Origin of the sequence: Magnetospirillum sulfuroxidans (assembly GCF_018224925.1) — a bacterium.
Classification (GTDB): domain Bacteria; phylum Pseudomonadota; class Alphaproteobacteria; order Rhodospirillales; family Magnetospirillaceae; genus Magnetospirillum; species Magnetospirillum sulfuroxidans.
The window spans coordinates 1-26,709 of record NZ_JAGTUF010000002.1; the positions used below are offsets into that span (position 1 = coordinate 1).

General features: G+C 60.5%; 32 protein-coding genes, 2 tRNA genes and 2 pseudogenes. 23 read left to right on the forward strand and 13 right to left on the reverse strand.

All coding sequences use genetic code 11. The features are described 5' to 3' along the window. The 6 genes and pseudogenes from KEC16_RS03895 to KEC16_RS20165 all read left to right on the forward strand — a co-directional run. Positions 1 to 195: FAD-binding protein (locus KEC16_RS03895; RefSeq protein WP_211546368.1), on the forward strand; the 195-nt coding region annotated here is incomplete at its 5' end. Between the two features lie 181 nt (positions 196 to 376). Then, the gene (locus tag KEC16_RS03900; protein ID WP_211546369.1) at positions 377 to 1,420 is read left to right on the forward strand and encodes a sulfate ABC transporter substrate-binding protein; all 1,044 of its coding nucleotides are present in this window, start codon (positions 377 to 379) and stop codon (positions 1,418 to 1,420) included. After that, positions 1,420 to 2,244, forward strand: coding sequence for a sulfate ABC transporter permease subunit CysT (cysT, locus tag KEC16_RS03905; RefSeq protein WP_211546370.1), 825 nt, complete (start codon positions 1,420 to 1,422; stop codon positions 2,242 to 2,244). The genes KEC16_RS03900 and cysT overlap by 1 nt, the downstream gene beginning before the upstream one ends. Continuing rightward, positions 2,241 to 3,071 (forward strand): sulfate ABC transporter permease subunit CysW, encoded by an 831-nt coding sequence (gene cysW / locus KEC16_RS03910; protein WP_211546371.1) that lies wholly within the window; start codon positions 2,241 to 2,243, stop codon positions 3,069 to 3,071. Before cysT ends, cysW begins: the two co-directional genes overlap by 4 nt. A gap of 4 nt (positions 3,072 to 3,075) precedes the next feature. Next, positions 3,076 to 3,741 (forward strand): annotated as a pseudogene (locus KEC16_RS20160) (sulfate/molybdate ABC transporter ATP-binding protein); the annotation flags it as partial. A 90-nt stretch (positions 3,742 to 3,831) separates the two neighbouring features. After that, positions 3,832 to 4,107 (forward strand): TOBE-like domain-containing protein, encoded by a 276-nt coding sequence (locus KEC16_RS20165; protein ID WP_428846049.1) that lies wholly within the window; start codon positions 3,832 to 3,834, stop codon positions 4,105 to 4,107. Positions 4,108 to 4,169: 62 nt separating this feature from the next. On the opposite strand, the gene KEC16_RS03920 is transcribed toward KEC16_RS20165, so the two are convergent. Then, positions 4,170 to 7,070: a coiled-coil domain-containing protein gene (locus tag KEC16_RS03920; RefSeq protein ID WP_211546373.1), complete on the reverse strand. Its 2,901-nt coding sequence runs from the start codon at positions 7,068 to 7,070 to the stop codon at positions 4,170 to 4,172. A 432-nt stretch (positions 7,071 to 7,502) separates the two neighbouring features. Here KEC16_RS03920 and KEC16_RS03925 point away from each other — a divergent pair, with 432 nt between their 5' ends. The 4 genes from KEC16_RS03925 to KEC16_RS03940 all read left to right on the forward strand — a co-directional run bounded on the left by KEC16_RS03925 (position 7,503) and on the right by KEC16_RS03940 (position 10,816). Further along, on the forward strand, positions 7,503 to 8,474 hold the full coding sequence (locus tag KEC16_RS03925; protein WP_211546374.1) for an alpha/beta hydrolase: 972 nt from the start codon (positions 7,503 to 7,505) through the stop codon (positions 8,472 to 8,474). 45 nt (positions 8,475 to 8,519) lie between these two features. After that, positions 8,520 to 9,329 (forward strand): RMD1 family protein, encoded by an 810-nt coding sequence (locus tag KEC16_RS03930; RefSeq protein ID WP_211546375.1) that lies wholly within the window; start codon positions 8,520 to 8,522, stop codon positions 9,327 to 9,329. A 102-nt stretch (positions 9,330 to 9,431) separates the two neighbouring features. Then, positions 9,432 to 9,977, forward strand: coding sequence for a YbhB/YbcL family Raf kinase inhibitor-like protein (locus tag KEC16_RS03935; protein WP_249208774.1), 546 nt, complete (start codon positions 9,432 to 9,434; stop codon positions 9,975 to 9,977). Positions 9,978 to 9,985: 8 nt separating this feature from the next. Then, positions 9,986 to 10,816 carry an AraC family transcriptional regulator gene (locus KEC16_RS03940; RefSeq protein ID WP_211546376.1) on the forward strand — a complete coding sequence of 277 codons (831 nt, stop codon included), beginning with the start codon at positions 9,986 to 9,988 and terminating at the stop codon, positions 10,814 to 10,816. Between the two features lie 10 nt (positions 10,817 to 10,826). Here the strand turns inward: KEC16_RS03940 and der are convergent, their stop codons facing one another. The 4 genes from der to KEC16_RS03960 form a co-directional block, all read right to left on the reverse strand. Further along, positions 10,827 to 12,230, reverse strand: coding sequence for a ribosome biogenesis GTPase Der (gene der, locus KEC16_RS03945; protein ID WP_211546377.1), 1,404 nt, complete (start codon positions 12,228 to 12,230; stop codon positions 10,827 to 10,829). A 1-nt stretch (position 12,231) separates the two neighbouring features. Then, positions 12,232 to 13,545 carry a PQQ-like beta-propeller repeat protein gene (locus KEC16_RS03950; RefSeq protein ID WP_211546378.1) on the reverse strand — a complete coding sequence of 438 codons (1,314 nt, stop codon included), beginning with the start codon at positions 13,543 to 13,545 and terminating at the stop codon, positions 12,232 to 12,234. Between the two features lie 14 nt (positions 13,546 to 13,559). Next, complete coding sequence (locus KEC16_RS03955; protein ID WP_211546379.1) at positions 13,560 to 14,243, reverse strand: tetratricopeptide repeat protein; 684 nt, start codon at positions 14,241 to 14,243, stop codon at positions 13,560 to 13,562. A gap of 79 nt (positions 14,244 to 14,322) precedes the next feature. Continuing rightward, complete coding sequence (locus tag KEC16_RS03960) at positions 14,323 to 14,877, reverse strand: thioredoxin family protein (RefSeq protein ID WP_211546380.1); 555 nt, start codon at positions 14,875 to 14,877, stop codon at positions 14,323 to 14,325. Between the two features lie 130 nt (positions 14,878 to 15,007). On the opposite strand from KEC16_RS03960, the gene KEC16_RS03965 reads away from it, so the two are divergent. Then, the gene (locus tag KEC16_RS03965) at positions 15,008 to 15,385 is read left to right on the forward strand and encodes a hypothetical protein (protein ID WP_211546381.1); all 378 of its coding nucleotides are present in this window, start codon (positions 15,008 to 15,010) and stop codon (positions 15,383 to 15,385) included. A 90-nt stretch (positions 15,386 to 15,475) separates the two neighbouring features. On the opposite strand, the gene KEC16_RS03970 is transcribed toward KEC16_RS03965, so the two are convergent. The 3 genes from KEC16_RS03970 to KEC16_RS03980 form a co-directional block, all read right to left on the reverse strand. Beyond that, positions 15,476 to 16,447, reverse strand: coding sequence for a lipid A deacylase LpxR family protein (locus tag KEC16_RS03970; RefSeq protein ID WP_211546382.1), 972 nt, complete (start codon positions 16,445 to 16,447; stop codon positions 15,476 to 15,478). Between the two features lie 53 nt (positions 16,448 to 16,500). Further along, a complete protein-coding gene (locus KEC16_RS03975) occupies positions 16,501 to 16,800 on the reverse strand; it encodes a PepSY domain-containing protein (RefSeq protein WP_211546383.1) in 300 nt (99 codons plus the stop codon). A gap of 74 nt (positions 16,801 to 16,874) precedes the next feature. Then, entirely contained in the window at positions 16,875 to 17,126 is a 252-nt protein-coding gene (locus KEC16_RS03980) for a hypothetical protein (RefSeq protein ID WP_211546384.1), read from the reverse strand. Between the two features lie 539 nt (positions 17,127 to 17,665). Between KEC16_RS03980 and KEC16_RS03985 the strand changes: the two genes are divergently transcribed. The 3 genes from KEC16_RS03985 to KEC16_RS03995 all read left to right on the forward strand — a co-directional run bounded on the left by KEC16_RS03985 (position 17,666) and on the right by KEC16_RS03995 (position 19,121). After that, positions 17,666 to 18,340 (forward strand): hypothetical protein, encoded by a 675-nt coding sequence (locus tag KEC16_RS03985; RefSeq protein WP_211546385.1) that lies wholly within the window; start codon positions 17,666 to 17,668, stop codon positions 18,338 to 18,340. After that, positions 18,337 to 18,954 (forward strand): glutathione S-transferase N-terminal domain-containing protein, encoded by a 618-nt coding sequence (locus tag KEC16_RS03990; protein WP_211546386.1) that lies wholly within the window; start codon positions 18,337 to 18,339, stop codon positions 18,952 to 18,954. The genes KEC16_RS03985 and KEC16_RS03990 overlap by 4 nt, the downstream gene beginning before the upstream one ends. Before the next feature lie 74 nt (positions 18,955 to 19,028). Beyond that, positions 19,029 to 19,121, forward strand: a tRNA-Ser gene (locus tag KEC16_RS03995). A 251-nt stretch (positions 19,122 to 19,372) separates the two neighbouring features. Here KEC16_RS03995 and mobC read toward each other — a convergent pair. After that, complete coding sequence (mobC, locus tag KEC16_RS04000) at positions 19,373 to 19,639, reverse strand: plasmid mobilization relaxosome protein MobC (protein ID WP_211546387.1); 267 nt, start codon at positions 19,637 to 19,639, stop codon at positions 19,373 to 19,375. On the opposite strand from mobC, the gene KEC16_RS04005 reads away from it, so the two are divergent. Genes KEC16_RS04005 through KEC16_RS04015 form a run of 3 tightly spaced genes read left to right on the forward strand, consistent with a single transcriptional unit; the run spans position 19,638 to position 21,482 of the window. Continuing rightward, a complete protein-coding gene (locus KEC16_RS04005) occupies positions 19,638 to 20,084 on the forward strand; it encodes a hypothetical protein (RefSeq protein WP_211546388.1) in 447 nt (148 codons plus the stop codon). The genes mobC and KEC16_RS04005 overlap by 2 nt on opposite strands. A 7-nt stretch (positions 20,085 to 20,091) precedes the next feature. After that, positions 20,092 to 20,343, forward strand: coding sequence for a helix-turn-helix transcriptional regulator (locus KEC16_RS04010; protein WP_211546389.1), 252 nt, complete (start codon positions 20,092 to 20,094; stop codon positions 20,341 to 20,343). 11 nt (positions 20,344 to 20,354) lie between these two features. Further along, positions 20,355 to 21,482: a tyrosine-type recombinase/integrase gene (locus KEC16_RS04015; RefSeq protein ID WP_211546390.1), complete on the forward strand. Its 1,128-nt coding sequence runs from the start codon at positions 20,355 to 20,357 to the stop codon at positions 21,480 to 21,482. Positions 21,483 to 21,515: 33 nt separating this feature from the next. Here KEC16_RS04015 and KEC16_RS04020 read toward each other — a convergent pair. After that, positions 21,516 to 21,623, reverse strand: a tRNA-OTHER gene (locus KEC16_RS04020). A 116-nt stretch (positions 21,624 to 21,739) separates the two neighbouring features. Between KEC16_RS04020 and KEC16_RS04025 the strand changes: the two genes are divergently transcribed. Beyond that, positions 21,740 to 23,014 (forward strand): tyrosine-type recombinase/integrase, encoded by a 1,275-nt coding sequence (locus tag KEC16_RS04025; protein ID WP_211546391.1) that lies wholly within the window; start codon positions 21,740 to 21,742, stop codon positions 23,012 to 23,014. 36 nt (positions 23,015 to 23,050) lie between these two features. On the opposite strand, the gene KEC16_RS04030 is transcribed toward KEC16_RS04025, so the two are convergent. Then, complete coding sequence (locus KEC16_RS04030) at positions 23,051 to 23,461, reverse strand: putative toxin-antitoxin system toxin component, PIN family (RefSeq protein WP_211546392.1); 411 nt, start codon at positions 23,459 to 23,461, stop codon at positions 23,051 to 23,053. A gap of 11 nt (positions 23,462 to 23,472) precedes the next feature. Beyond that, positions 23,473 to 23,754, reverse strand: coding sequence for a hypothetical protein (locus KEC16_RS04035; protein ID WP_211546393.1), 282 nt, complete (start codon positions 23,752 to 23,754; stop codon positions 23,473 to 23,475). Positions 23,755 to 23,976: 222 nt separating this feature from the next. Here KEC16_RS04035 and KEC16_RS20170 point away from each other — a divergent pair. From KEC16_RS20170 to KEC16_RS04055, 5 genes and pseudogenes are all read left to right on the forward strand, one after another. Further along, positions 23,977 to 24,237 (forward strand): annotated as a pseudogene (locus tag KEC16_RS20170) (type II secretion system protein); the annotation flags it as partial. 42 nt (positions 24,238 to 24,279) lie between these two features. After that, the gene (locus KEC16_RS04040; protein ID WP_211546394.1) at positions 24,280 to 24,801 is read left to right on the forward strand and encodes a hypothetical protein; all 522 of its coding nucleotides are present in this window, start codon (positions 24,280 to 24,282) and stop codon (positions 24,799 to 24,801) included. Between the two features lie 117 nt (positions 24,802 to 24,918). Continuing rightward, positions 24,919 to 25,203: an ELWxxDGT repeat protein gene (locus KEC16_RS20175; RefSeq protein ID WP_211546395.1), complete on the forward strand. Its 285-nt coding sequence runs from the start codon at positions 24,919 to 24,921 to the stop codon at positions 25,201 to 25,203. A gap of 3 nt (positions 25,204 to 25,206) precedes the next feature. After that, a complete protein-coding gene (locus KEC16_RS20180; protein WP_211546396.1) occupies positions 25,207 to 25,494 on the forward strand; it encodes an ELWxxDGT repeat protein in 288 nt (95 codons plus the stop codon). A gap of 3 nt (positions 25,495 to 25,497) precedes the next feature. Further along, a complete protein-coding gene (locus KEC16_RS04055; protein ID WP_211546397.1) occupies positions 25,498 to 25,989 on the forward strand; it encodes an ELWxxDGT repeat protein in 492 nt (163 codons plus the stop codon). Between the two features lie 78 nt (positions 25,990 to 26,067). Here the strand turns inward: KEC16_RS04055 and KEC16_RS04060 are convergent, their stop codons facing one another. Beyond that, a complete protein-coding gene (locus tag KEC16_RS04060) occupies positions 26,068 to 26,655 on the reverse strand; it encodes a recombinase family protein (protein WP_249208791.1) in 588 nt (195 codons plus the stop codon). Positions 26,656 to 26,709: the final 54 nt, after the last annotated feature.

The window sequence follows — 26,709 nt, forward strand, 5'->3', positions numbered from 1 at the left end:
GGCAAGATCGTCGCCCCCGACCTTTACATCGCCGTCGGCATTTCCGGCGCCATCCAGCATCTGGCCGGCATGAAGGACAGCAAGGTCATCGTCGCCATCAACAAGGACGAAGAGGCCCCCATCTTCCAGGTCGCCGATTACGGATTGGTCGCCGATTTGTTCAAGGCCGTGCCTGAGCTGGTCGAAAAGCTGTAACGAGCCGCGAATGGTCCTTCCCCCGCAGAATGCGGGCGGAAGGGCCGTCCCCTCCCCTTTTTCTCCTGACACTTTAGCACCTCGCCCCCTTGGAATTATGGGTTTGACTCTGTCCAATCTTAAAGTCTATGTTTTTATAGATTTTTAGAGATGCGGATTGATCCCTTTCAAGGAGCCCCTCATGACCTGGTTTCTGATCCAAGACATCAAACGCGCCACCCTGGCCGCCGCCGCCGCCGCCGCCATCGCCGCCGCCATTGCGTTGGCCATTCCCGGCGCCCGCGCCGCCGAACCCAAGACCTTGCTCAATGTTTCCTATGATCCAACGCGTGAGCTGTACCAGGATTTCAACGCCGCCTTCATCGCCCATTGGAAGGCCAAGACCGGCGAAGAGCTGAAGATCAATCAGTCCCATGGCGGTTCGGGCAAGCAAGCGCGCGGCGTCATCGACGGACTGGAAGCCGATATCGTCACCTTGGCCCTCGCCTATGACATCGACGCCATCGCCGACAAGGCCAAGCTGCTGGCCCCCGATTGGCAAAAGCGTTTGTCCTATAATTCCTCGCCCTATACCTCGACCATCGTCTTCCTGGTCCGACAGGGCAACCCCAAGGGAATCAAGGATTGGGACGACCTGATCAAGCCCGGCGTGCAGGTCATCACCCCCAACCCCAAGACCTCGGGGGGAGCGCGTTGGAACCATCTGGCCGCCTGGGGCTATGCGCTCAACAAATGGAACAACGACCCGGCCAAGGCCGAGGAATTCGTCGCCGCCCTTTATAAAAACGTCCCGGTGCTGGATTCCGGCGCTCGTGGCGCCACCAACACTTTCGCCCAAAGAGGATTGGGCGACGTGTTGCTGGCCTGGGAGAACGAAGCCATCCTCGCCAATGACGAATTCGGCGGCGGCTTCGAGATCGTCGCCCCCAGCCTGTCCATTCTGGCCGAACCGCCGGTCGCCGTCGTCGATAAGATCGTCGACCGCCGCGGCACCCGCACCCAGGCCGAAGCCTATCTGAACTTTCTTTATACCGAGCAGGGCCAGGAAATCGCCGCCAAGCATCATTACCGGCCGCGCAACCAAGATATCGCCGCCAAATATGCGCAGAATTTCCCCAAGGTGCGGCTTTTTACCATCGACGACGTCTTTGGCGGCTGGGCCAAGGCGCAAAAGGAACATTTCGCCGATGGCGGTATCTTTGACCGCATCGTGGCGAAGAAGTAATGGCCGCCAGCAAACCTAAGGTCATCCCAGGGTTCTCCGTAACCCTGGGCGTGACCCTCGCCTATCTGTCGCTGGTGGTCCTGATCCCGCTGGCGGCACTGATCGCCAAAGCCGCCGGCATGTCGGCGACGCAATGGCTGGCCACCCTTGGCGATTCCCGCGTCCTCGCCTCGTTCCGGCTTTCTTTTGGCGGTGCGGCCATTGCGGCCAGCGTCAATGGAGTGTTCGGTCTGCTGGTCGCCTGGGTCTTGGTACGCTATCGCTTTCCCGGCCGCAAAATTATCGATGCCTTGATCGACCTGCCTTTCGCCTTGCCCACCGCCGTCGCTGGCATCGCCCTGACCGCGCTTTACGCCCCCAACGGCTGGATTGGACATTTGTTGCCGTTCAAGGTGGCCTTTACCCCCTTGGGGGCGATCATTGCCATGATCTTCATCGGCCTGCCCTTTGTCGTGCGGACCATTGAACCGGTGTTGCAGGATGTGGACAGGGAATTGGAAGAAGCCGCCACCAGCCTGGGAGCCTCGAGGTCGCAGACCTTTGTCCGCGTCATCTTACCGGCCATCGCCCCGGCGTTGCTGACCGGGATCTCGCTGGCCTTCGCCCGCGCTGTCGGCGAGTACGGGTCAATCATTTTCATTGCCGGCAACCTGCCGGGATTCTCTGAGATCGCCCCTCTTTTGATCGTCACCAAGCTCGAGCAATACGATTACGTCGGCGCCACCGCCATTGCCTGCCTGATGCTGGCGGCATCGTTCGCCCTGCTGCTGGCCATCAATTTGTTGCAGAAGTGGAACCGCCAGCGCCGAGGAGCCGCCTCATGAACCGTGACCCTCTGCTCATCCGTTGGCTGCTGATCGCCCTCGCCATCGGCTTTTTGCTCCTGTTCCTGGCCTTACCCTTGGCCGCGGTGCTGACCGAGGCTTTGCGCAAGGGCGTCTTGGCGTATTGGCACTCTCTCGGGGGGGACGACACCTTGGCCTCGATTCGCCTGACCCTGATCGTCGCCGCCATCGCCGTGCCGCTGAACATGGTGTTCGGGCTGACGGCAAGCTGGGCCATCGCCAAGTTCGATTTTGCCGGCAAGGCTTGGCTGGTGTCGCTCATCGACCTGCCCTTCTCGGTGTCGCCGGTCATCTCGGGGCTGATCTATGTCTTGTTGTTCGGCGCCCAAGGGATATTGGGGCCATGGCTGATCGCCCATGATCTCAAGATCATCTTCGCCATCCCCGGCATCGTTCTTGCCACCCTCTTCGTCACCTTCCCCTTCGTCGCCCGCGAGTTGATCCCACTGATGGAAGAACAGGGCCGCGACGAGGAAGAAGCGGCCTTGACCCTGGGGGCCGGCGGCTTCCGCACCTTTTGGGCCGTCACCCTGCCCAACGTCAAATGGGGATTGCTGTACGGCGTCTTGCTGTGCAACGCCCGCGCCATGGGTGAATTCGGCGCCGTCTCTGTGGTGTCGGGGCACATTCGCGGCCTGACCAACACCATGCCCCTGCATGTGGAGATTCTCTACAATGAATATGATTTCGTCGGCGCCTTCGCCGTTGCCTCGCTTCTCGCGCTTTTGGCCCTGGTCACCCTGGTCGCCAAAACAGCCCTTGCCTGGTGGCATCGGGCCGAGCTTGGCGCCACGGCCGGACACTAAAGCCATGATCGAAGTCTCGCACCTGAGTAAAACCTTTGGCGCTTTTCGCGCTTTGAATGACGTCTCCCTGCGCATCCCCGACGGAAAGTTGGTGGCATTGCTGGGACCATCGGGATCGGGCAAGACGACGCTGTTGCGTATTCTGGCCGGACTTGATCATGCCGATAGCGGTCATGTGCACCTCAATGGCCTGAACGCGGCCAATTTGCAAACCCGCGACCGCCGCGTCGGCTTTGTCTTTCAGCATTACGCCCTGTTCCGCCACATGAGCGTCGCCGAAAACGTCGCCTTTGGCCTTAAGGTCCGCAAGGGCGCCAACAAATTGACCAAGGCCGAAATCGCTGACCGCGTCGCCCGCCTGCTTGATCTGGTGCATTTGTCCGGTCTGGCCCCACGCTATCCGTCGCAGCTCTCTGGGGGGCAACGTCAACGCGTCGCCCTGGCCCGCGCCCTGGCGGTCGAGCCGCGCCTGCTGTTGCTGGATGAGCCCTTTGGCGCCCTGGACGCCCAGGTCCGCAAGGATTTGCGGCGCTGGCTGCGGCAATTGCACGATGACATGGGGCTGACGTCGGTTTTCGTTACCCACGACCAGGAAGAAGCTTTGGAACTGGCCGATGAAGTGGTGGTGATGAGCAAGGGCCGCATCGAACAGATCGGCAGCCCCGCCGACATCTACGACAACCCGGCCAGTCCTTTCGTCTTTCAGTTCCTCGGCAACGCCAACCGCCTGGACGCCACCATCCGCGATGGCATCGCCCACGTGGCCCATTGGCGCACCGCCGCCACCGGCCTTGCCGACGGCAAGGGCATCGCCTTCATCCGTCCCCATGAAATCGACATCGATCCCCACGGCCGTGACGCCACCATCCGCCATCACGTGGTGCTTGGCCCCACCGTGCGCCTGGACTTGCGCCTTGACGGCGACGTCCACGCCGAAGCGGTGATCGACCGCGATTCCCACGCCCGTCTGCGGCTGGAACCGGGACAACAGGTCGGACTGACAGCCCGGCGCATCGTCGTTTTCGCCCAGGATTAAACGACCTGTGCCCAGAAATGAAAACGGGGGGCTTTCGCCCCCCGTTTTGCGTGAACGTCGCTTTATTCCAATCGGCCCAAGGCGCGGGCGACGACCAGATAAAGCTTCCCAACCTCGGACGAGGTGAACGTCCCGGTCAGCACGTCAGCATAATCGGACTGGCGCGCCTGATTAAGCAGCGCCTCGAACTCGGCCAGATAACGGGTGACGTATTCGCGGAACTCGCCATCATCCTCGTACTTGTTCTTGATGGCGGCGATCTGGTGCTTGTCCAGATTCTTGAGAATCTTGCGCACGAACACGCTTTGATCGCCGGCATGGAACTCGCGCCAGGCTTTTTCGTCGATATTGGTGGCAAAGATGCGACCGATATCCACCGACAGCGATTGCAGCTTCTCGACGATGAAGGCGGCATTGCGGAGGAAATGCTCGACCGAGGCGTTGGCGCGGCGATCCTCGATCTGCTCGGCCCGCATTTCCGCCAATTTCGAGGCGCTGACCAATTCGTCGATCTGACGGCCGAAAGTGGCGGCCAGATTTTCCGCCTGCTGCGACAGCCGTTCGCCGGTAACCCCCAGATCATTGGATTTCTGCCGGATAACCTCGAACGAGGTTTCCAGCTTGGCGCCGGTGCGATCCGTGGATTCCTGCAATTCCAGCGCATAGCGGCGCAAGGAATCGCCCGAGGCCCGCACGCTGGAGGTAATGCGTTCCGACGCCTGATTGAGATCGCGGATGCCGGCGCGCAGCATGTCGCCAGCCCCGGTGACCTGACCGGCGGTCTTGTTGGACGATTCCTCGAAATCGCGGACGATCTGGCGCAGGGCGTCGCCAGCGGTCTGCGAGTTGTGGAACACCCGTTGCGCCGCTTCGCCCACTTCCACCGCGTGCTTGGCGATGGCTTGGCCGAAGGCTTGCAGCACTTCCGATGAATCGTCGGCGACACGCGCCACCGCTTCGGTCTGGTCTTTCAGCTTTTCGCCAACGGCGCTGACCGTCACCTGGGTCTGATCGGCCGAAGCGACCAATTGCTCGGTCTGCCGGCGCAGGGCGTCGATGGTGCCGCGCAGACGGGTGGCCACATGTTCGGCGATGGCGCCCATCTGTTCGGAACGCTGTTCCAGCATTTCCGAAACCCCGGCGGTGTCAGCCACCGCCTTGGTGGCGGCCGAGCCCACTTCCATGGTGCGCTGGCGCAAGCCCTCGCCCACCGCGTCCAGTTCAACCCCAACCCGCGACGACACCGCCACCAGATCGTTGGTATTTTGGCGCAAGGTATCCGAGATGGTCTTGACCTTGGCCATCACCTGATCCGACGTCGCCATCAGATGGCGCGATTGCTGATTAAGCGAAGCTTCGGACAGGCGCGATTGCGTCGACACCACATTGGCGGCGTCGGCCAATTCGTCGGCCTGCTTGCGCAGCGACTGGCGGATGGCCTCGGCCTGACCGGCGGCGCGTTCCGACCCCTTGCCCAATTCCTCGATATGCAGCCGCAGGGTTTCCGACACCTCGCGGGCACGGGCCTGCATCTGATCGGAAGCCGCCGACAAAGCGCGGGCCTGGGATTGGAACAGATCGCCGTTTTCACGCACACGGGTCCCGGCCCGTTCGGCCGCCTGATCGACATCGTCGCGGCGCTGGGCGAAGACTTCACCCACTTCACCCAATTGCGCCGACGCTTCGTCAGCGGTGGTGCGCAATTGCTCGGCATGGCGCCCCAGAACCTCTTCCATTTCGCGGAAACGGTTCATGGCCTGATCCGAGGCCGAGGATACTTCACGCGATTGCACCGACAGCGCTTCTTCGACGATGCGAATGCGCGACAGCACGCGGTCGGTGATCTGGTCAAGGCCCGTGGCCTGTTGCTGCAACGACTGGCTGATGCGGCCGGTCTGTTCGGCCAAACGAATGGCCGCCTGATCCAAATCGTTGTTCTGCCGGGTGAACAACGTCTCCAACGCCTCGACCCGCTGCGACAAGGTGCTGGCCACCGATTCGGTGCGTTCGGCGGCGTTGCCCGCGCCTTCGGCCAGGGCCGCGGCCTTTTCGGCGAAAATTTGGCCAACCATTTCGGCGCGGGTGACCGCCGCCTGCGAGGTCTTGTCCAACGCCTCGGTATGCTTGGCGATCTGTCCCGACATGCTTTCCGCCCGCTGAGCGGCGCGGGTCGAACTTTGGTCGATGGCTTCGACCTGCTGATGCATGGAATCACCGAATTCGCGCACCTTGGCGGCGGCATTTTCGGTGACCATGTTGAGTTCTTGGGTTTGCAGACGCAGCAGATGTTCAATCTCGCGCGCGCGGGTGGTCGCCGAATCGGCGGCATGGGTCAGGCGATCAACCTCGCCCCGCAAAGCGTCGACAGCGTCGCGGGCATCGCCGCCGACGCGTCCCAGCACCGAGGACAAATTATCGATCTGACTGGCCATCAAGGTGCGAACCTTGTCGGCATCGACGGCGGCGCGCTCAGACGCTTCGGTCAGCGCCTTGGTCTGGGCCATCAGCGAATCCGACACCGCCTTGACCCGGTTCTCGGATTCATCCGACGGATAGGTCAAACGGCGCAGATGGTCGTCCAGTTCGCGGGCGACGATACGCATGACCCGGCCGCGATCCAGCCATGCCAGCACCATCCACAACAAGGCGACAGGAACAAAGGCGGCGCCGACGATGCCGCCCAATTCCTGCGGCTGCAACGCCATCATGTTGTCCCAGCCGATGCTGGTATTGACGTATTGACCGCAAAAGCCCAGCCACAGGAAGGTGGAAATCCCGGCGACGAAATTGACCGCGCGCACCATGCGGGTAGCGCTATCGACATTCTTGCGCCGAGGCTTGGCCTTCGGCTTGGGCATCAGCGGCTCGACCATCAGGATCGAAGGTTTGTCCGCGGCCGGAGCGGTTAGTTCACTGTCGGTCCGGTCTTCGGCCTGATCCCGCTGCATCGTCGTCTCACCCATCCCGCCTGATCCTTGTTCAACAAATGCCGTTAGTGCACTGATCCGTTGCCTTGTCTTGCCTTTGTAATGCCATGACCGACAAAGCGGAACCGCCAACAAAAGCACTGACTTACCCAAAACGCCGCACAGCGATTGCAATGCAGCGCAACTATAGCGCCGACGATCATCAACCGATGCATTTTTGGTTTCTGCATCCAGGGCCAACAACACGCCACCGAAACCCCTGCGAGAGGATGCCCTCTCACCACACAAAAATCAATCTTTCGCCAGAGCGTTTGCTGGCAATTGAAATATTGGAATCCCCCTAAATTTTACCCTCGACGGCCCATTCTTCACCCCGCTTAAAAAACACTTCTTTGTTGTTATTTTATTTTCTTTGACATGCTTTTAATGTTGTATGAAGCTGGCGACGACCTTAACGGAGTCCCATCCATGCCATCCCTGCCCAGTCTTGCCGCGATCCAGGCTTATGCCGCCGAACATGGGGTGAGCCCGGCCGACCCGTTGCGCCACCCCTTGGCCCAAGCGCGAAGCATGGCCTTGGCCTATCAGGCGATCTGGAATCACGATCTGCCACCGGTGGCGCGCCGCCAAGACATCGTGGTCGATCGTGCCGACCGCGCCCCCTTGCGCCTGCGCTTGTTCGACACGGTTGAACAAGGCGGCCCGGCCCGGCCGGTTCTGGTCTATTTCCACGGTGGCGGCTTTGCCCTGAACGGCCTGGACACCCACGAACGCCTGCTGCGTCTGCTGGCCCAGCGTTCCGGCGTGACGGTGCTGGCCTTGGGGTATTCGCTGGCGCCGGAAGTGCGCTTTCCCGGTCAGTTGAACGAGGCCTTGGACGCCATCGCCTGGGTCCGCCACCACGGGCATCAGCACGGTCTGGACGGCGACGCCTTGGCCGTCGGCGGCGATTCCGCCGGCGCCAATCTAGCCCTGGCGGCGACCATCGCCTTGCGTGATCGCGGTTTGCCGCCGCCGCGCTTTGGCGCCTTGCTCTATGGCATGTTTTCCGCCGACCTGCACACCGCCTCGCACCGCCTGTTCGGTGGCGGCGGCTTTGGTTTGACCACCGAACGGGTCGATTGGTTCTGGTCGCAATATCTGGCTGATTTCGCCCAACGCGACAATCCCCTGGCGGCTCCGCTCTGGGCTGACTTGCACGGCTTGCCGCCGCAATTGGTGATCGGCGCCGGCCTGGATTGCCTGCTTGACGACAGCCTGGCCCTGGCTGCCAAGCTGGAACAAGCGGGGGTGCCCCATCGGCTGTCGATCCATGCCGACGCCCCCCATTCATTCATGCAAATGAGCTGTCTGTTGGACAGCGCCGTCACAGCCATCGCCGAGACCGCCGCCGCCGTGGCCCAATCGCTCGTGACGCCGGCACGGCAAGCGGCGGAATAGCTTCACTTGATTTCGGCGCATGGTGGCGTCAGCATTAGCCCCACCATGATAGAACAAGACCAAATCGACACCACCTCCGAGCGGCGCACCATCATCGTTCGCGGCTTCTTGCTGGGCGAGCGCCTGGATACCCGCGGCTTCGAACAAACCCAGGCGCTGGCCACCACGCCGCTGACATTGCGCGTCGGCCGCAAGGGCTATGCCGTGCTGTTTCGCTATGGCGTCGTCGTCTTGTTCGACGTCAGCGCCGAGGAAGAAGCCCATTATCTGGCCGACCTGACCCGGCTGGTCAGCGATCCGTTGGCGGAACCGGGGCGGGAACAGGCCCATCTGGACATTGTCGCCGGCAATGCCGAACATGTGGACCCCGACGGCACCATCATCTTGGCCGAACTGACCCCCGAACGCATGCAGGTGGTCGCCGACGTCTTGGCCAAGGACATGCTGCTGGAACATTTCGAAGTCCGGGTCGCCGCCGTGTTCGACCGGGTCGAGCCTTTGGCCGGACGGTTAAAGCGCCACGGCAGCCGCAATTTCAAGATCAAGGAATTGTTGTCGCAGATCGGCGACGTGCTGCTGACGCAGCATCGCATGGTCGGCCGCGCCGAGGTTCTGGAAAAGCCCGAGGCCCTGTGGAACTTGCCGGAATTGGAGGGCCTGTTCGGCCGCCTGGAACGCGAATACGAAATCCGCGAACGGTCCCGTGCGCTTGATCACAAACTGGAAGTCATCGGCAACACCGCCGAGACCCTGCTTGATCTGGTCCATACCAGCCGTTCGCTGCGGGTGGAATGGTACATCGTCTTCCTGATCGTCTTTGAAATCGTGCTGTCGCTGTGGGAAAAATTCTTCTGACCCCATTTGAGCGGATCGGCACCGAATTCGGTCGGATCGGCACGATGGCGACAAAGGACGGCGCCTAAGCTGACATCACACGCCATCCGAAACAGGAAGCCGATGATGTCGAAAACACTGTCCCTGCTGCTTTGCCTGCTTTGCGCCCCCGCCACGGCCTGGGCCGGTGATTTCACCGTCCACACCACCGCCGCTCCGCATGGGCGCTTATCCGCCGATGGCTACGCCAACAGCTTCGGCTGCGCCGGGGCCAATATCTCGCCCGATATTGTCTGGAACGGCGCTCCGGCCGCAACCAAAAGCTTCCTCGTCACCCTTTACGATCACGACGCCCCCAGCGGTTCGGGTTGGTGGCATTGGCTGGTGGCCGACATTCCGGCGACCGTCACCGCCCTGCCGCGCGGCGCCGGCAGCGGTCAGGCCGCCTTGCCCACCGGGGCGGTCCAATTCAACACCGATCTGGGCCAGCCCGGATATCTGGGCGCGTGTCCGCCACCGGGCCAAATCCACCGCTACACCATCACCGTCAAGGCCTTGACGGTGGCAAAGCTTGATGTTCCGCCCCAGGCAACCGCCGCCATGGTCGGTTTCGTCTCGAACATGGCCGCCCTGGCCCAAGCCACCACCAGCTTCACCGCCCAGCGATAAGAGGTCGCATGCCGCCGCAATCCCCTGCCGACCAACGCCAAATCTTCAGCCGCCCTGGCTTGGGCCTGAGTTCGGCCATCGTGCAAAAGCGGGAATTGCGGTTCACCCGTCTGACCATCGACCAGCCGACGCTGATCGTGGTCAGACGCGGCACCAAAATACTGCAATCAGCCGGCCGTCAATGGCAGGTCCCTGCCGGCCACATGCTCGCCATTGCCGGTGGCCAAAGCTTCGACGTCACCAACCGCCCGTCTGCGACCGGCGATTACCGCGCCCATTGTCTGGTTTGGGATCAGGCCTTCCTGGCCGAACAAAACGCCATCGGCGCCGACCTGCCCATACTTGCCGATGCCTGCGTTGCCGGACCGATGCCGGCCGAGTTCCTGGCCGCCTTCGAGCGGGCGGTGGCCGCCATCGACGATGCCGACCATATCCCCGACCCTGTCGCCCGTCACCGTGGGGCGGAAATTCTGCTGTGGTTGGCCCAACATCGCATTCGGCTCAGCGCCTGCGCTTGCATCCCCCTGGCGTTGCGGGTGCGGCGACTGATATCCGCCGCCGCCGATGCGGCCTGGACGACGAAGGATTTGGCGGTTCGCTTAGGCCTAAGCGAAGCAACCTTGCGGCGGCGCTTGGCCGAAACCGGAACCTCACCCAGCGAAATCATGGTCAATACGCGCATGGAAATGGCGCTGTCGCTGTTGCAATCCACCGATTTCGCCATCAACCGCATCGCCTTGGAGGTCGGATACGATTCGCCCTCGCGCTTTGCCATCCGCTTTCGCCAGCGCTTTGGCTTCGCCCCTTCGGCCGTACGCGGCCATCGCCGCGCCGGCTGAAGAGAAGCATTTACTTTTTCTTGTCGGCATAGGGATTGCGACCACCGCGCACATACAGGCGAATGGGCACGCCGGCCAATTTGAACTGTTCCCGCAAGCCGTTGATCAGATAGCGATTATAGCTTTCCGGCAATTCCTCGGGCTTGGAGGCGAAAATGACGAAGGTCGGCGGCCGCGCCTTGACCTGGGTCATATAGCGGATTTTGAGACGGCGCCCGCCAGGCAAGGCCGGCGGCGGATGGTGCGACAGAACGTCTTCCAGCCAGCGATTCAGCTGCGAGGTCGGAATACGGCGGTTCCAGGTCTTATGGACCGCCAGCACCGCATCCATCATCTTGTCGACGCTGCGCCCGGTCAGGGCGCTGATGGTCACGGTGGACAAGCCGCGCACCATGGGCATCGAGGTTTCCAGCCGGTCCGACAGCCGTTGCAAAGCCTCTTGCGGCTTTTCCACCATGTCCCATTTGTTAATGGCCAACACCAACGAACGGCCCTCTTCCACCACCATGCGGGCGATGGTCAGATCCTGCTTATCCAAAATGGCCGCGCAATCAAGCACCAGCACCACCACTTCGGCCATGCGAATGGCTTCCAGGGTATTGGATGCCGACAGCTTTTCCACCGGATCTTCAATATTGGCGCGACGGCGCAAACCGGCGGTATCGACCAGCCGGATACGGCGGCCGCCATGTTCCCATTCCACCGAAACGGCGTCGCGGGTCAGCCCGGCTTCGGGGCCGGTGAGCATGCGGTCCTCGCCCAGCAGACGATTGACCAGGGTCGATTTGCCCACGTTGGGGCGGCCGACGATGACCAATTGCAGCGGTCGTTCGGGCCGATCCTCGGTTTCGATTTCCTCGCCATCGGTGGGCGGCAGGTGGAAATCGTCTTCCTCTTCCTCGTCGTCCAAGGCCCCGGCGGCTTCGGCGAACGGGCGCAGCGCGTCGAACAGATCGGCCAGTCCCTCGCCATGCTCGGCCGAGAACGGAACCGGCTCACCCAACCCCAATCCATAGGATTCGTACATGCCGGGCGCCCCGGCCTTGCCTTCGCATTTGTTGGCGACCAGAATAACCGGGGTCTTTTGCTTGCGCAGGTACTCGGCGAAATGGGCATCCAGCGGAGTCACCCCGGCGCGGGCGTCGATCAGCATCAGCACCACATCGGCGCTGGCCACGGCGGTATCCGTCTGATGACGCATCCGCGCCTCGATGGAATCGTCATGGGCGTCTTCGAAGCCGGCGGTGTCGATGACTTGGAATTCCATGCCCAGCAAGGTCGCCGCGCCCTCGCGGCGATCGCGGGTGACGCCGGGCATGTCGTGGACGATGGCCAACCGGCGGCCAACCAGTCGGTTGAACAAGGTGGACTTGCCCACATTGGGGCGGCCAACAATAGCTACGGTAAAGGTCATATCAGCGGTACGCCACCAAATCGGCATCATCGGTGAGGAAGTACACCACTCCTTGCGCGACCGACGGCGCGATGCTGACCCCGTCGGATTTTTCCGTTCCCAGAACGGCGCCATCATAAGGGGACAGCGACAACAATTTGCCATGCGACGACGCCAGGATCAGGCGATCCGACGCCAGAATGGGACCGGTCCAAATGATACGGCCGGTGCGGTCTTCCTCGTCGTCCCACATCTGCAATTGGGTCACCCACAAAACCTTGCCGGTCTTGGCGTCCAACGCCACCGCTTCATTGTTGTTGTTGACCAAGAACAGGTAATCGCCCCCCACCCATGGGCTTTGAATGCCGCCGATCTCGCGTTCCCACAACCGGCGACCGGTGCGCAGATCAACGGCCACCAACAGATCGGCATGGCCGATGGCATAGACGCGGCCGCGATCGATGATCGGGCGGGCTCGGATATCGGTCAGCGACGCCGCCCCATCGGTGCGGCGCACGGTGGTCAATTGCTCTTGCCACAGCACTGAACCGTTATCGACGCGCAACGCGAACAATTCGCCCGAGGAATAAGGCACGACGACGACATTGCCATCCACCGCCGGGCTGGTGCCGCCCAACAGGCTGGCGGCCTCGCTGATGCCCTGATGGCTCCACAGCACGGCGCCGTCCTCGGCGGCCAAGGCGTGGGTCTGATTATCGACGGTAATGACGAAAACACGGCCGGCGCGCACGGTAGGGGCGCCGCGCATGGGGCCGGACAGGGATTGCCGCCACAGCACATGACCGTTGCCGGCATCCAAGGACACCACCTGGGCGAAACCGGTGGAAATGAACAATTGGCCGTCTTCATAGGCCAAGCCACCGCCAGAGAAGGTATCATCCTCATCGTTGGGGGTAATGTCGAAAGCCCACAATTTAGCCCCGGTATGGGCATCGAAAGCGCGCACCTCGGCACTGGAATCCAAGGTGAAGACCCGGCCTTCGGCGATAACCGGCTGAGCCAGCAGCTTGGCGCGCTTGGTCGAGCCCTCGCCGATGGAACTGCGCCAAATCCGTTGCAGGTGATCGCCCACTTCCATGTGGTGCATGGCGTGGTTGGAATAACCGCCAGCCTGCGGCCAGTCTTCATTGGGTTCCGGCGGCGGCAGCTTGATTGTCGCCGCCTCGCCGCTCAGTTCCGGCGCCAGGTTCCGTTCCCCCGACAACACCGAAATGCGCTTGCCCGGCAAAGGCGGCGCTTCTTTTTCCCCAATCCAATCAGAGCAGGCGCTCAGGCCCAAGGCAGCCACCACGACCAACAGCAGACGACGGTTCATGTACATTCCCCCGTTCAACCTTTGGCCGCGCTTTCCAGCGCCGCCAGCAATTCAGCGGCGCGGCCGCGGATCCCCGTCGGCGCGGCCACGTCATCGGCAACCTTGCGCAACAATTCCAAGGCCTTGTCGCGATCACCGGCCCGCAGCGCCAACAACGCCAGAACCTCGCGGGCGGAATGACGCCATGGGCTGGCTTCCACCGCCAACGGCGTCACCGACTTTTCCACCAGGGCGGCGTCAGCGGTTTCAATCTTCAGATAGGCCGATTTCAGTACCGCCATGTCGCGATAAAGTCCCTCGACCTCACTGGTCGCGGCGATGCGGTCATACAAAGCAGCAGCCCCGGCGGCGTCGCCGGCGGCCAGCTTGACCTGGGCCAGCTTCATCTCGGACAACACCCGATAGCCGGACGTTCCCGCATCCGCCAGCCCTTGCAACGCCTCCAGCCCCTTGGCCTTGTCGGCGCCATCAAGCATCTGGTTGGCTTCGTTGAAGCGCACCGAGGATTGCAAGCCTTGATTATGCTGCCATGTGCGCCACGCCTGCGCCCCGGCCACCGCCAACACCACCGCCAAAGCGCCGCCAATTATCAGGGCGCCGTATTTTTTCCACAGCTTTTCCAGGTTTTCCTGGCGCAGATCGTCATCGACCTCGCGGATCAGCACGTCGGTAGCGGCATCATCATTGGAACTGGTCACGGGGTAGTCTCCGGTATTCGATCGGCGTCAACATAGTGTGCTTGACGGGCAGAGGCAAACCCGGCGTGCGATTTCCCGCTTAAAGCTGGCGCCATTTGATCGAACACCCCATGCTCGCCACCTGTTCGACCGGGCCAGAGCCGGTTTCGGCCACCCCCCGCATGGCCTCGAACAGGTCGCGCCGGGCATCGGCCGGGCCGGCTTGCTTGCCCGACGCATCCAAACGACCGCGATATTGCAGCCCCAACCCCGCATCGAAACCAAAGAAATCAGGTGTGCACACCGCGTCATAGGCCCGTGCCACCTGTTGGCTTTCATCGAAAAGATAGGGAAAACTGAAACCATGGCGGGCGGCGAACAGCTTCATGTTGTCGAACGAATCCTCGGGATAGGCGGTGGTATCGTTGGACATGATCGCCGCCACCCCAATTCCCAGCCCCTGCAATTCGCGGGCGTCGCGGACCAAGCGTTCGGCCACCGCCTGCACATAGGGGCAGTGGTTGCAAATGAACATGATCAGGCTGCCCTTGGCGCCGCGCACCTGTTGCAGCGACCACGGGCGGCCGTCAATGCCGGGCAAGTTGAAATCCGGCGCCTGCCAGCCAAAAGCGCAAAGGGGCGTTTCCACCGCCATGATCGCCACTCCGTTCACGCCAAGGTTGGGCCGTTAAGGCTTTGTTGGGAAGGCATCGGTCATAATCGCCTTGACCGGGCCTGTTCGATGGTCCGACATTATAGCGAATCGATCAAAGGGGTCATAGAAGATGATCAGGCATATCGCCCCCCTGGCCGCCTTTGTGCTGCTGTCGGGATGCGCCTTTGTCGGCCGCGACGGCATTGAAACCGAAATGGCGCGGGTCGGCGACGCCAATCTCTTCCTCAACCTGGAAGTCCTCAGCGTCATCAACACCAAAAAGACCCTGACCGACCATGTGGCCACCTGGGTCACCGGCAAGGATTGCTCGACCATTCGCGCCCAACGCGAAGGGGTGTGGTGCGTCGATTGGCCAGGACCGCCGCCGCCGCGCCAGCAGGTCTATTGCTATTCCTCGATCGCCCGGCCCAGTTGCTATTCCCAGCCGTATAACGAAGGCAACGACCGCCTGATCGGCTTTGTCCCGGCACCGCTGCCGGTGCGCTGAGACAACGGCGGCGGCCAAGGCCAAAGCCCCCTTAACCACCGCGTCCCCCGCCCGGTTCGATCTCTGTCATCACTTCGCGACGAAAACGACTTACCAAGAAAACCCAAGCGTTGCCGTCCCGATCACATCGGGGGAATTCTGGCCTTCGAACTCGCGGCTGCGCCGCACGGCGCTGACCGTCATGTGGAAATCGTTGGACCAGAACAACGATACCCCAGCCTGAACGTCGCCAACGAAAATGTTCTTGTCGACACGGGGACTTTGACGGAACGAATTGCCGTCCAAGAAGATATTGCGCCCGACGGCACGCCCTTGAATTCCGGCAAAAAAGTAAAAACCCAGGGCTCCATCAAGGTGATCATCGTCAAAATAATCAGTGCCCGTCAACCCCGGTCGGATGCGGGCGGGACCGTAATCGCCACGTAAATTCCTGCCCGCGCGCAGCAAGGCGCCGCCGCCGGCATAGGTGAAAACATTGCCGAGCGTGGCCCCCAGTTGCGGCACGATATCGACGCCATTGTCACCGTCACCGGCCAAAGGCACGCGCCACAGCCGCTCATAGCTCAGCATCAAGCCGGGTTCGGTCTGAATGCCACCTCCCCAACCATTGGCTTCGGCGATATTGATAAACTGATGATAGTCGTTCTGGGCCTGCCGGCCCAAAGCCGCCGGCCCGACGACGCCGACAGCCAGTTCCAGCTGTTCCAACATGTGGCGATCGGTTTCCTGGAGCAGGCCGACGCCGGCATAAAGCCAGCCGCCATAGGGCCGGTCGTCCGGATCGGGATCGACCCGCGCGGTATCTTGCGGGGTGAAGATACTTTGCCCTAAGAACAAGCTGATCCGCCGGGCCGACGCCGCCTCGCCGGTGATGAAAACCGGGCCTAGACCAGCCATCAGGTCAAAGGCGTCATTCCAACCGTCCTGCCGGGCAAGGGCCGGGGAAAGAACGGACAGGCGCAGCCCTTGGGTGTAATGCTGGTCCGAATCAGCATAGAGGGAATCATTCTCCTCAAGCAGCGTGAAGCGATAAGCATCACCGGCCTGCGCCAGATTCACCATGGACAGCACCATCCCGCCAGCGGTCAGGCATATCCGTGCGGAGGACCGGCCTGTCAATCGCCTTCCACCATGACAATTCCTTGCGGCGACAAGACGATGTTCACCGTTTTCCCATCCTTGACCGCGGTGCCGTGCCAGAAATTATCGCAGCCCTTTTTCAGGCCGCGAACTTGGCGGTATCCGCCTTTTTCAATTTTCTGCCGAGCCGTGTCGACGGTGCTGCCGTCGATTTTGTCGGTGGGTTCGCATTGCGCCGCTTGAGCGGCGGACGGGGCGAAACCCATTGCCGTCAGCACCAGCATGACGGCGACCAATGACAAACGCGACCATTTCTGTTCTTGTGCTTCGAGCATGCCTCACCTTTGGCTGGTTATGATATTGGGGTCGACATCATCCCATTTCGGCCGCGTGGCGGCAGAAACGGAATCTACGCAAGTCCACCGTCACCGGACGACCTCAGCCTCGGCACCGGGGTAAAAAATCGCGGATTGACCAAGGTACAGACCGAAATCGCCATGGTTTCGCTGTTATTTTCCAGACTTCTGAGACGAGCATGCAGCAATTCGTCCCCCGTCGTCCAGACCCGGACGATTTCCCACACGGTGCCAAAGCCCACCCCGGCCTTGATGAACTGGTCCCCCGGCTGGAGGGGATGTGACGCTTTTCGACCAAACAACATTTTCAATCATCTCCTGGCGCCGCGATTTGCAGCGCTTGGACCTTCGAGCATGGCGATAATGAGGTCAGCATAGACAGAATTGGAAAATACGCACCATCAATACCACAACCATCACTCAAATAATTATTGAGTGCATCAGCGAGTTAATGCGCAATTATCGCCTCTCCTCCGCCAGCACAGAGCAGCAGCGTTATTAACTGTTATTATAAAGGGATCATCATGCAGGCCAGAGGCCTTTTTTATTTAATTTACCCCGGCATGGACGTGTGGTGGATCGACACGCCATGATGGTGTTAGACGACACCGTCACTGACCTCTTTGGCCGAGACGCAGGGTTGGATAATCCGCACCTGGGGAAACGGCGGAGCGGTCATCGAATAATCCGTAAGATAGCCTACAATACATTGATTATTTTGATACTTTAGGCCGGAAGCGCCGTATCAATGAACGAACCTCGACAAAGTCCGCAATGGATCATGCCCGCGCCCATTCCGCAATCCGGGCGCCTCCCCCGAAAACCACCATAGCTTGGATTACGCATGCCCTTTCCCATTCTGGAAACTCTTCGCCAAGCATTGCTGACCCTGCGCTTTCGGCCACGGCAATGGCTTGTCGCCTTCTCGCCCATGCTCGCCCTGGAATTCGCCGCCCTGGTGTGGTCGGAATATGCTTTACCCCTGCGACTGCTGGCCATGCCGCTGGCCATTCCTTGCGCTTGCGCTTGGCACCGCAATCTGATTGCCGGTGAAAGCGTGCGGATCCGCTGGGGGCGCGCGGAATGGCTTTTTCTCAAAACATCGCTGATGGTCGGCCTGCTATCGCTGCTTCCCATGCTGCTGACAGCCGTGGCGATGACGCAATTGGGTGAGGAAATCACCTGGAAGCATCACATCTTGTTTCTGGTCACCTTTTTCGTCATCACCTGGATCACTCTTCCCACCGTTTTGACGCTCCCCGCCAATGCGCTGGGGCACGACCCCACAAGCAAGGACTTCGCCAAGCTGGTTGCCCCACACCGGCTGCGCCTGTCCGCCCTGCTGATGGCGCTGCCGTTGACCGACGCGATGATCTCGCTGCTGCTTTCCCCGCTTGATTCCTGGGCCCATTACATCGACACGATGCTGCGACTGATTTTCTGGCCCCTGGGTGTTTCCGTGTTGTCGCTTGCCTATATATGGGTCTCCCACTCCTCGGCCAAGGACCATGCCGAATGATCGATCTTTATACCTGGGGCACCCCAAATGGCCGCAAAGTCTCCATCATGCTGGAGGAATGCGCCCTGCCCTATCGCGTTCACCCCATCGACATCTCCAAGGGGGACCAGTTCACCGCCGAATTCGTCGCGATCAATCCGAATTCGAAAATCCCCGCCATCGTTGATAGCGATGGTCCCGATGGCCAGGCCCTGTCTTTGTTCGAATCGGGCGCTATCTTGATCTATCTGGCGGAAAAGACCGGGAAATTCCTGCCCTCTGATGCCCGCGGCCGGGCAGAAACCCTGCAATGGCTGATGTTCCAGATGGGCGGGATCGGCCCGATGTTCGGCCAAACCCATCACTTCCGCAAATTCGCCCCCGAACCAATTCCTTATGCTATCGATCGTTATTCCAAGGAAACACACCGGCTGTACGGCGTGCTCGACACCCGCCTCAGCCAATGCGAATTCGTCGCCGGGGCTTATTCCATCGCCGACATGGCTATTTACCCCTGGTGCCAACGCGCTGACTGGCAAGGAATCGACCTCAACACCTTCCCGCACGTCCAACGATGGATGAATACCATCAGCTCTCGTACGGCTGTGCAAAAAGGCATGTCGGTTCCCAGTTGACCAACGACAAACAAGTCGTTAGAAACATCCGTCCAGCCACGGGGGTTTAGCAGCCCCACCAAGAGTGTTCCTGCGGAGGGATGGGTGAGTGGCTGAAACCAACGGTTTGCTAAACCGTCGTAGGCCGATAAGGCTTACCGCGGGTTCGAATCCCGCTCCCTCCGCCACCCTTTCTTTTCAATGACTTACGGCTTCAGACGGTATCAGACGATACCGCCCGATACCGTTTGACGTGGGACAATAGTGGGACAAGAAATCGCCCTTGTCCCATTCAGGTGCGCGGCGGTTTTGTTCAGTGAGGCGCCCAACGCCACGTCCTCATAATCTGCAAAGCCCCAGCCCATCGTTTCGCTTTGTCGATGACGCCCCCGAAACCTCAGGCGGCGGCCTTCATCGAGAAAATTTCGCGTGCCCACGGTCAAGCCCAAATTTTCAGGATGCCGAACGCATCCAATGCCAGCCGATCAACGCGCCTGGCCGTGGCCTCCATCTCTTGAACCAAAGGCATGGCGCCTTGCCCAAGCATGGCCTGGTTCGCTGCTTTCGCAAGCTGGTTCAGGTTGCGGGATGCGCCTTCAAGATCACGGATCACCTTGACGATTTGCGCCCTATCGGCGGGCGTCGGTGCCTTCTGCTCCTTGATCTGACTTTTGATCGCCTGCCGCACATATGCGGACAACTCCATGCCCCTGGACTTAGCCGCCGCCCATGCTTCGGCTTTGAGGGTCTTGGGTAACCGCCTGTATGTGCGCGAATCCTATCTCGACATACGCCCGTTCCACGCCGCGCCGATGTTCGCCGGCTTGGCCGGCGATGCAGCCTACATGGCCGACAACACCTTCATCGGCTGCCATAAGTGGACACCCTCAATCCATATGCCGCGCTGGGCTTCGCGCCTGACCCTGGTGATGTCCGAAGTGCGGCACCAGCGCCTGTGGGAGCTGACAGAGGAAAATGCCATCGCCGAGGGCGTGTCCGGGGTCAGCGAAGATTGCCCGCCGGAAACGGCCTTCGCCGGCCTGTGGGACAGCCTGCACGGGAAGAAGAAGGGGGAAGCTTGGCACGATAACCCGGCCATCGTCGCCCTGACCTTCACCGTTCACCACGCCAACATCGACCAGCTGACCTAGGGACGTCATGGCCAGCCAGACCGCCGCCGAAGAACGCGTCAACCCCTTGCCACCGTCCTTGCCTCCCCGCGGGCTGTCGCGGGGACAAGCGGCGGCCTATATCGGGGTGTCGCCATCGAAATTTGACGACATGGTCAAAGACGGCCGCATGCCGGCGGCGGTGAAGATCGATGCGCGCACGGTCTGGGACCGCTTTAAAATTGACGAAGCGTTCTCTTGTCTCTCCAATGACGATGGGCGCAACCCCTGGGATGAATGACTAAGGCGGCCATGAAATTGCGGCTGAAATACGTGGTCGAGGATGTTGATCGGCACGGCAACGTGCGGGTTTATGTTCGCCGCAATGGCCGCAAGAAACGACTGCTGGCCGAGATCGGCAGCCCGGAATTCGTGGTCGAATACCGGGCGGCAATCGCGGCGCTGGAAGGAGAGGTCAAGGCCGCCGATGCGCCGACCTCTCAAGGATCGCTGCGCTGGTTGATCGAGAAATATTACGAGTGCGCCGAATTCAAGCGCCTCGACGACAGAACCAGACGGGTTCGCCGCGGCATCTTGGACAAGCTTTGCGCGGCCGGCGCCACATCTGGCGGAACACCTTACGGCCAGAAACCATTCGCCAGGATGGAACCCAGACACGTTCGCGCCATGCGCGACGCCCGCGCCGACGCGCCCGAGGCAGCCAACTCCATCGTCAAAGCGCTGCGCCAAGTCTTTTCATGGGCCACCGACGACACCGTGCTGATGGCACAGACCAACCCGGCCCGCGACGTTCCATACCTGAAAGGGAACCCAGAAGGATTCCATACCTGGACGCTGACCGAGGTTGAGCAATTCGAGACGGCACACCCCATCGGGACCAAGGCGAGGCTGGCGCTGGCCCTTCTTCTCTTCACCGGCGTGCGCAGGTCAGACGTGGTTCACCTGGGGCCTCAGATGATCAGAAATGGCCATATCCATTGGACCGAGGCGAAGGGACGTCAGCGGATGACCAAGGTTCGCCAGCTGCCTCTGTTGCCAGAACTGCGCGCCATCCTCGATTCCACCCAATCTGGCCATCTCGCCTATCTGGTGACAGAGTTCGGTAAGCCTTTTACCGCCAACGGCTTCGGAAATTGGTTTCGAAAACGCTGCAACGAGGCCGGACTTGTCCACTGTTCCGCCCATGGCCTCCGCAAGGCCGGCGCCACCATCGCCGCCGAGAACGGCGCGACCGAACACCAGCTGATGGCGATCTACGGCTGGGAGAGCCCGAAGCAGGCGGCGCTGTACACCAAGAAGGCCAACAGAAAAATCCTGGCCGATTCCGCCATGCACCTTCTGATCCCGGCAGAACGAAATGAGGACCAAAGTGTCCCACTTCCCGAACCACCAAGGACCGGTGGGACAAAAAAGGCCTGAAACCATAGCAGTTTCAAGCCTCTAGAAAAGTAATGGTGCCCAGGGGCGGAATCGAACCACCGACACTGCGATTTTCAGTCGCAGAAAACAGAACAAAACAGGAATAAAATAGCAGAACATATCGCAACGTCGTTGCCTTACAATCTTTTGGTATCATTGACATTTTTATCCGCCGTGTGAACATGCGTGAACTTGAGGTAACGGGGCAAAACGCCTCAATCTGTTACCTCAGCGTTACCTGGGAGCGATCACGCGATATGACAAAAAGGCTCACCGATGCGAGTGTTTCCCGCTTCACCATTCCCGCAACGGGACAGGAAGAGCATTGGGATGCGGCCATCTCCGGTTTCGGCATCCGCATCACCGCCAAGGGCCGCCGCTCGTGGGTGCTGATGAAGCGGCTCAAGATCGACGGCAAACCCCTGGTGCGCTTCACCTTGGGGGAATACCCCGCCATGTCGCTGGCCGACGCCCGCAAGAAAGCCGGGCAATACATCGACATCATCGGGGCCGGGGGCGATCCCCGTGAGGAAGAGGAAAAGCAGATCGCCGCCACCGAGGCCCGCCGCCGCAACACCTTCGAGGGGGTGGCGGGGGAATTCATCGAAAAATACGGCAAGCGACAAATCCGCTCGTGGGCGCGGGTGGAACGCTCGCTTGAGCTGCACGTCATGCCGCATTGGCGCAACCGCCCCATCGATTCCATCACCCGGCGCGACGTCAACGACCTGTTGGACAAACTGGTGGATGGCGGGCTTTCCGTCCAGGCAAACCGGGTCTTGGCCTATGTCCGCAAGCTCTTCAACTGGTGCATTGAGCGCGGCATCCTGGAAACCTCCCCGGCCTTCCAGGTCAAGCCGCCCGCCGCCGAACAGCCCCGCGAACGGGATTTGAAGGCCGACGAGATCGCTGCCCTATGGCCCGCCTTCGCCAGCCTGGGCGAGCCTTTCGGCCCCTATATGCAAATCCTGTTGATCCTGGGGCAGCGCCGCAACGAGGTGGCAAGCATGCGCTGGCAGGATATCGACCTCGAACGCGGGGAATGGACGTTGCCCCGCGAGCTGACCAAGGCCAAGCGCACCCACATCATCCCCTTGCCGCAAATGGCGGTGGACATCCTCAAGACCATTGAGCCGGTGAGCTATCGCCCCTCGGCGGGCAGGCCGTCCATAGCCTCGGATTTCGTCTTCACCACCACCGGGGAAACGCCCATTTCCGGCTTTGGCCGGGTCAAGGCCCGGATCGACAAGGCGGCGGCGGAAGCCCGGAGACAGGAAGAGCGCGAAACGGTCGCCCCCTGGTGCCTACACGATTTGCGCCGCACGGCGGCAACCCGCATGGCCGAGCTCGGGGTGCCGGTCGAACATATCGGGCGGGTTCTCAACCACGCCCCACGCGGCATTACCGCCACGGTGTACGATAAGCACACCTACATTCCGGAAAAGCGCCGCGCCCTGGACGTGTGGGCCGACTATCTGAAAAGCATTGTTGCCCCCGAGGACGGGGGCAACGTGGTGAAGCTGCGTGGGTAACTATACCGCCCGACGGCGCGGGAACGGGCGGAAGCGTCAACCGCCGACCATGTCGAGGAACTCGCGGGCCGTCACCACCAAGGCGTTGCCATAGGTCGGGGCGGTGAAATGAGCGGTGTTGCCGGTGACGATGGCATCGGCGTTGCCCACATGGGCCGCGATCACATAGACGAGATCGTCGGCATCCCCAATTTCTTCGGTCTGTGGCGGATTGGCCGGGATGGTCAAATAATCCGCCCGCAACGCCACTTCCTCGATCAGGGCATGCATACGCATGCGGATGCCCTCGGAGAATTTCCGATACCCGGCGACCCGCCGGTATTCGTCCAAAATCTCTTCGCTGATCAGGATGGTGTGATTGTCCCGCGCCTCGGCGATGGCACGCAAACAAACACCGCCGGAAATGGCGGCGGAAACGAGGATGTTGCAGTCGATCAGAACGCGCATGGGGCGGTGGATTACTTGGCAGGCTTGCGGCGCTCTTGCCGCACTTCATCCACGGCCTGGACGGCATAGGCCATCACCTCTTCCTCGCTCATCCCCGCAAATTGCGGATCGGTCGGGTATTGGTCGAGGATCGCCGACAGACGGGCCAATTCGGCTTCCCGCACTTCCTTGGCGTCCACGTATTCCACTTGCACGCGCACGCGCCGACCGGGACGAAAACCGGCCTTGACGACGGCATCGCGGATGCCTTCGACGCTGGTTTCAAGGGTGGCCTGTTGGGTGTTCATGCTCATGGTTGGGTACCGGTTAGCTATTAACGAATCATATTATATGAATTGACGGCCACTTTACAAATTTTCAGGCGGGGAAAGTGGAATGCGACCACCACAATGTGGCAGGTAAGAACGCAGATATAAAAACTTGCAATAAATGCACAAAGCCATAAAATACGGTCATTTATTTGATAAACAATACATATGACGCAACGCTCAATTAAGAAGCAGTCACATTGATTTACACTCATCGAGCTCATCGTCACCATCACTATACTTGTCATTCTAGGCACCATTGCTTTTGTATCTCTTGGTGGGTATGCGGGATCAGCACGAGACAGCTCCCGTGTCTCCGATCTTGCTTTAATTTCCAAGGGACTTGATCTGTATTACATAAAGCAGGGTTCATTTCCGACGCCATCGGGGGCGGTATCCGTCACCTATTCCGGTGCTGCGCTCTGGCAGCAGGGGAATGCTGGGGAAGCGGTCATTACCGCCCTTTGAGCCGCCGGGGCGAAACTCTCGACCAAGCCGACCGATCCGCTTTTGAAGACGGAATACGGATACTCCCTCTCGACCGGTACGCCGGAATATGCCCTGCGAACCGATTACGAAGGAGATAATATCACCCGTCGCGCCACCCCTTGGGCAGACCGTGCGAACGCTGCCACCGGGAATCCGTCCCTCGCCTATATTCGCGGCACCTACAACGGGGTGGCGACAAAGACGAGTACGGGCGGAAAGGTGTATATTCTCGCCCTTCCGAGCATTTTCACTATCTCGGGGACGACGACAGTATCGGAGGCATCCGCTGCGTCCTTCCTCGTCTACGGAAAAAGTCTTTCCGGGGTCGCCTTTACTCCGAAGGTCGTTTTCTCTTCCGGTTCGCTCCCGAGCTCCGATGACGAACGGATTATCTTTGCCTCTGGAGTGATTGCATCCTATTCAGGAACAAGCTTCGCAACAAACTCGGATATTCAAACTTTTATATCTGCTTATTCGAGCACCGGAGCTCTCGCAAATGTCGGAGGAAATTTTGTTCGGACGAGACTTGGCGGTGGCGCTTGAGCCGTCGCTACCAGCATAGGAACGGCGGTAGCTCCGAGCGATCCGGAGATAACGAAAGATATATACGAAGGGACGGGCTCTTCGAGTCCGGGCAAATTCACCGACGTCAACGGGACGGTGTTTTTCGCGGCGACTGACGGGACGAATGGGACTGAGCTCTGGAAGTCCGACGGGACGGCGGTGGGGACGGTGATGGTGAAGGATATTAATCCAGGATCGAGCAGTTCGAGCCCCAACCACCTCACCAACGTCAACGGGACGCTGTATTTCTCAGCGACTGACGGAACGAATGGCACGGAGCTCTGGAAGTCCGACGGGACGGCGGTGGGGACCGTGATGGTGAAGGATATACGTACGGGGACTGTTGGTTCGGGCCCAACCTATCTCGTGAACATCAATTGAACGTTGTATTTTTCGGCAAGTGGTGACACGGGCGGGACTGAGCTCTGGAAGTCGGATGGAACGGCGGTGGGGACGGTGATGGTGAAGGATATTTGTCCAGGATCATTGGGTTCGAACCCAACCTATCTCTTGAACATCAATGGAACGTTGTATTTCGCAGCAAGTGACGGGACGAATGGGCGTGAGCTCTGGAAGTCCGACGGGACGGCGGTGGGGACGGTGATGGTGAAGGATATATATGTGGGGGGTGGGAATGAATCGAGCCCAACCTATCTCGTGAACATCAATTGAACGTTGTATTTTTCGGCAACCGACGGGACGAATGGAATCGAGCTCTGGAAGTCGGATGGAACGGCGGTGGGGACGGTGATGGTGATGGATATACGTACGGGATCGAGCAGTTCGTCCCCAGTTTCTATCACCAACGTCAATGGGACGGTGTTTTTCGCGGCGACTGACGGGACGAATGGGACTGAGCTCTGGAAGTCCGACGGGACGGCGGTGGGGACGGTGATGGTGATGGATATACGTACGGGATCGAGCAGTTCGAGCCCCAACTCCCTCACCAACGTCAACGGGACGGTGTTTTTCGCGGCTAATGACGGAACGAATGGGACTGAGCTCTGGAAGTCGGATGGAACGACGGTGGGGACAGTGATGGTGATGGATATTAATCCGGGAGTGGGCAATGGGTTCCCAAACTCCCTCACCAACGTCAACGGGACGCTGTATTTATCGGCGAATGACGGGACGAATGGTGCTGAGCTCTGGAAATACACCCCGTAGCAACGCACACATTGTCGGAACCAAAAGGAGCGGCTATATAGCCGCTCCTTTTGGTTTTTAGGATCGTCTGGAGGATGTCTACAATCCGGTATATCGCAAAATAAGGCTCCGGACGCATTGTGCTTGCCAATACTTCCCCGTTCTCGTCCGTATACCCCGCTCATTGAACTCTCGTGCCATAGCCCGAAGCGAAAGCCCACCGGCTATCATCTCCTCTATGATCGGGTAGACCTTGGCCGCGAAATCATCCGCCGCCCGCATGTTTGCCCGTGCCGCCTCCCCGTTATCCAGGCGGGGATTACCAAGTTTGACACCTCGCGCCTTGGCCTGGGCCATCGCCGCTTTTGTCCGCTCCGAGATCATGGCCCGCTCATGTTCGGCCACGGCGGCAAGAATGTGGATGGTCAGGCGGGATGCCTCCGGCATATCGACGGCGCGGAACTCCACCCGGCTTTCCATGAGGTTCGAGATAAAGGCGACGGATCGCGAAAGCCGGTCGAGCTTAGCGATCAGCAGCGTGGCCTTTTTCCGTCGGCATAGATCAAGCGCCTTTTGCAGTTCCGGACGATCCGCCCGTTTGCCGCTTTCCACTTCGAGCAACGCCCCGGCGAACTCACCGCCGATCCGTTCGACGTACCGGAAAACCGCCTCGCGTTGCGCGTCCAGTCAAAGACCGGAGCGGCCCTGCCGATCCGTGGAAACGCGGTAATAGGCGACGAA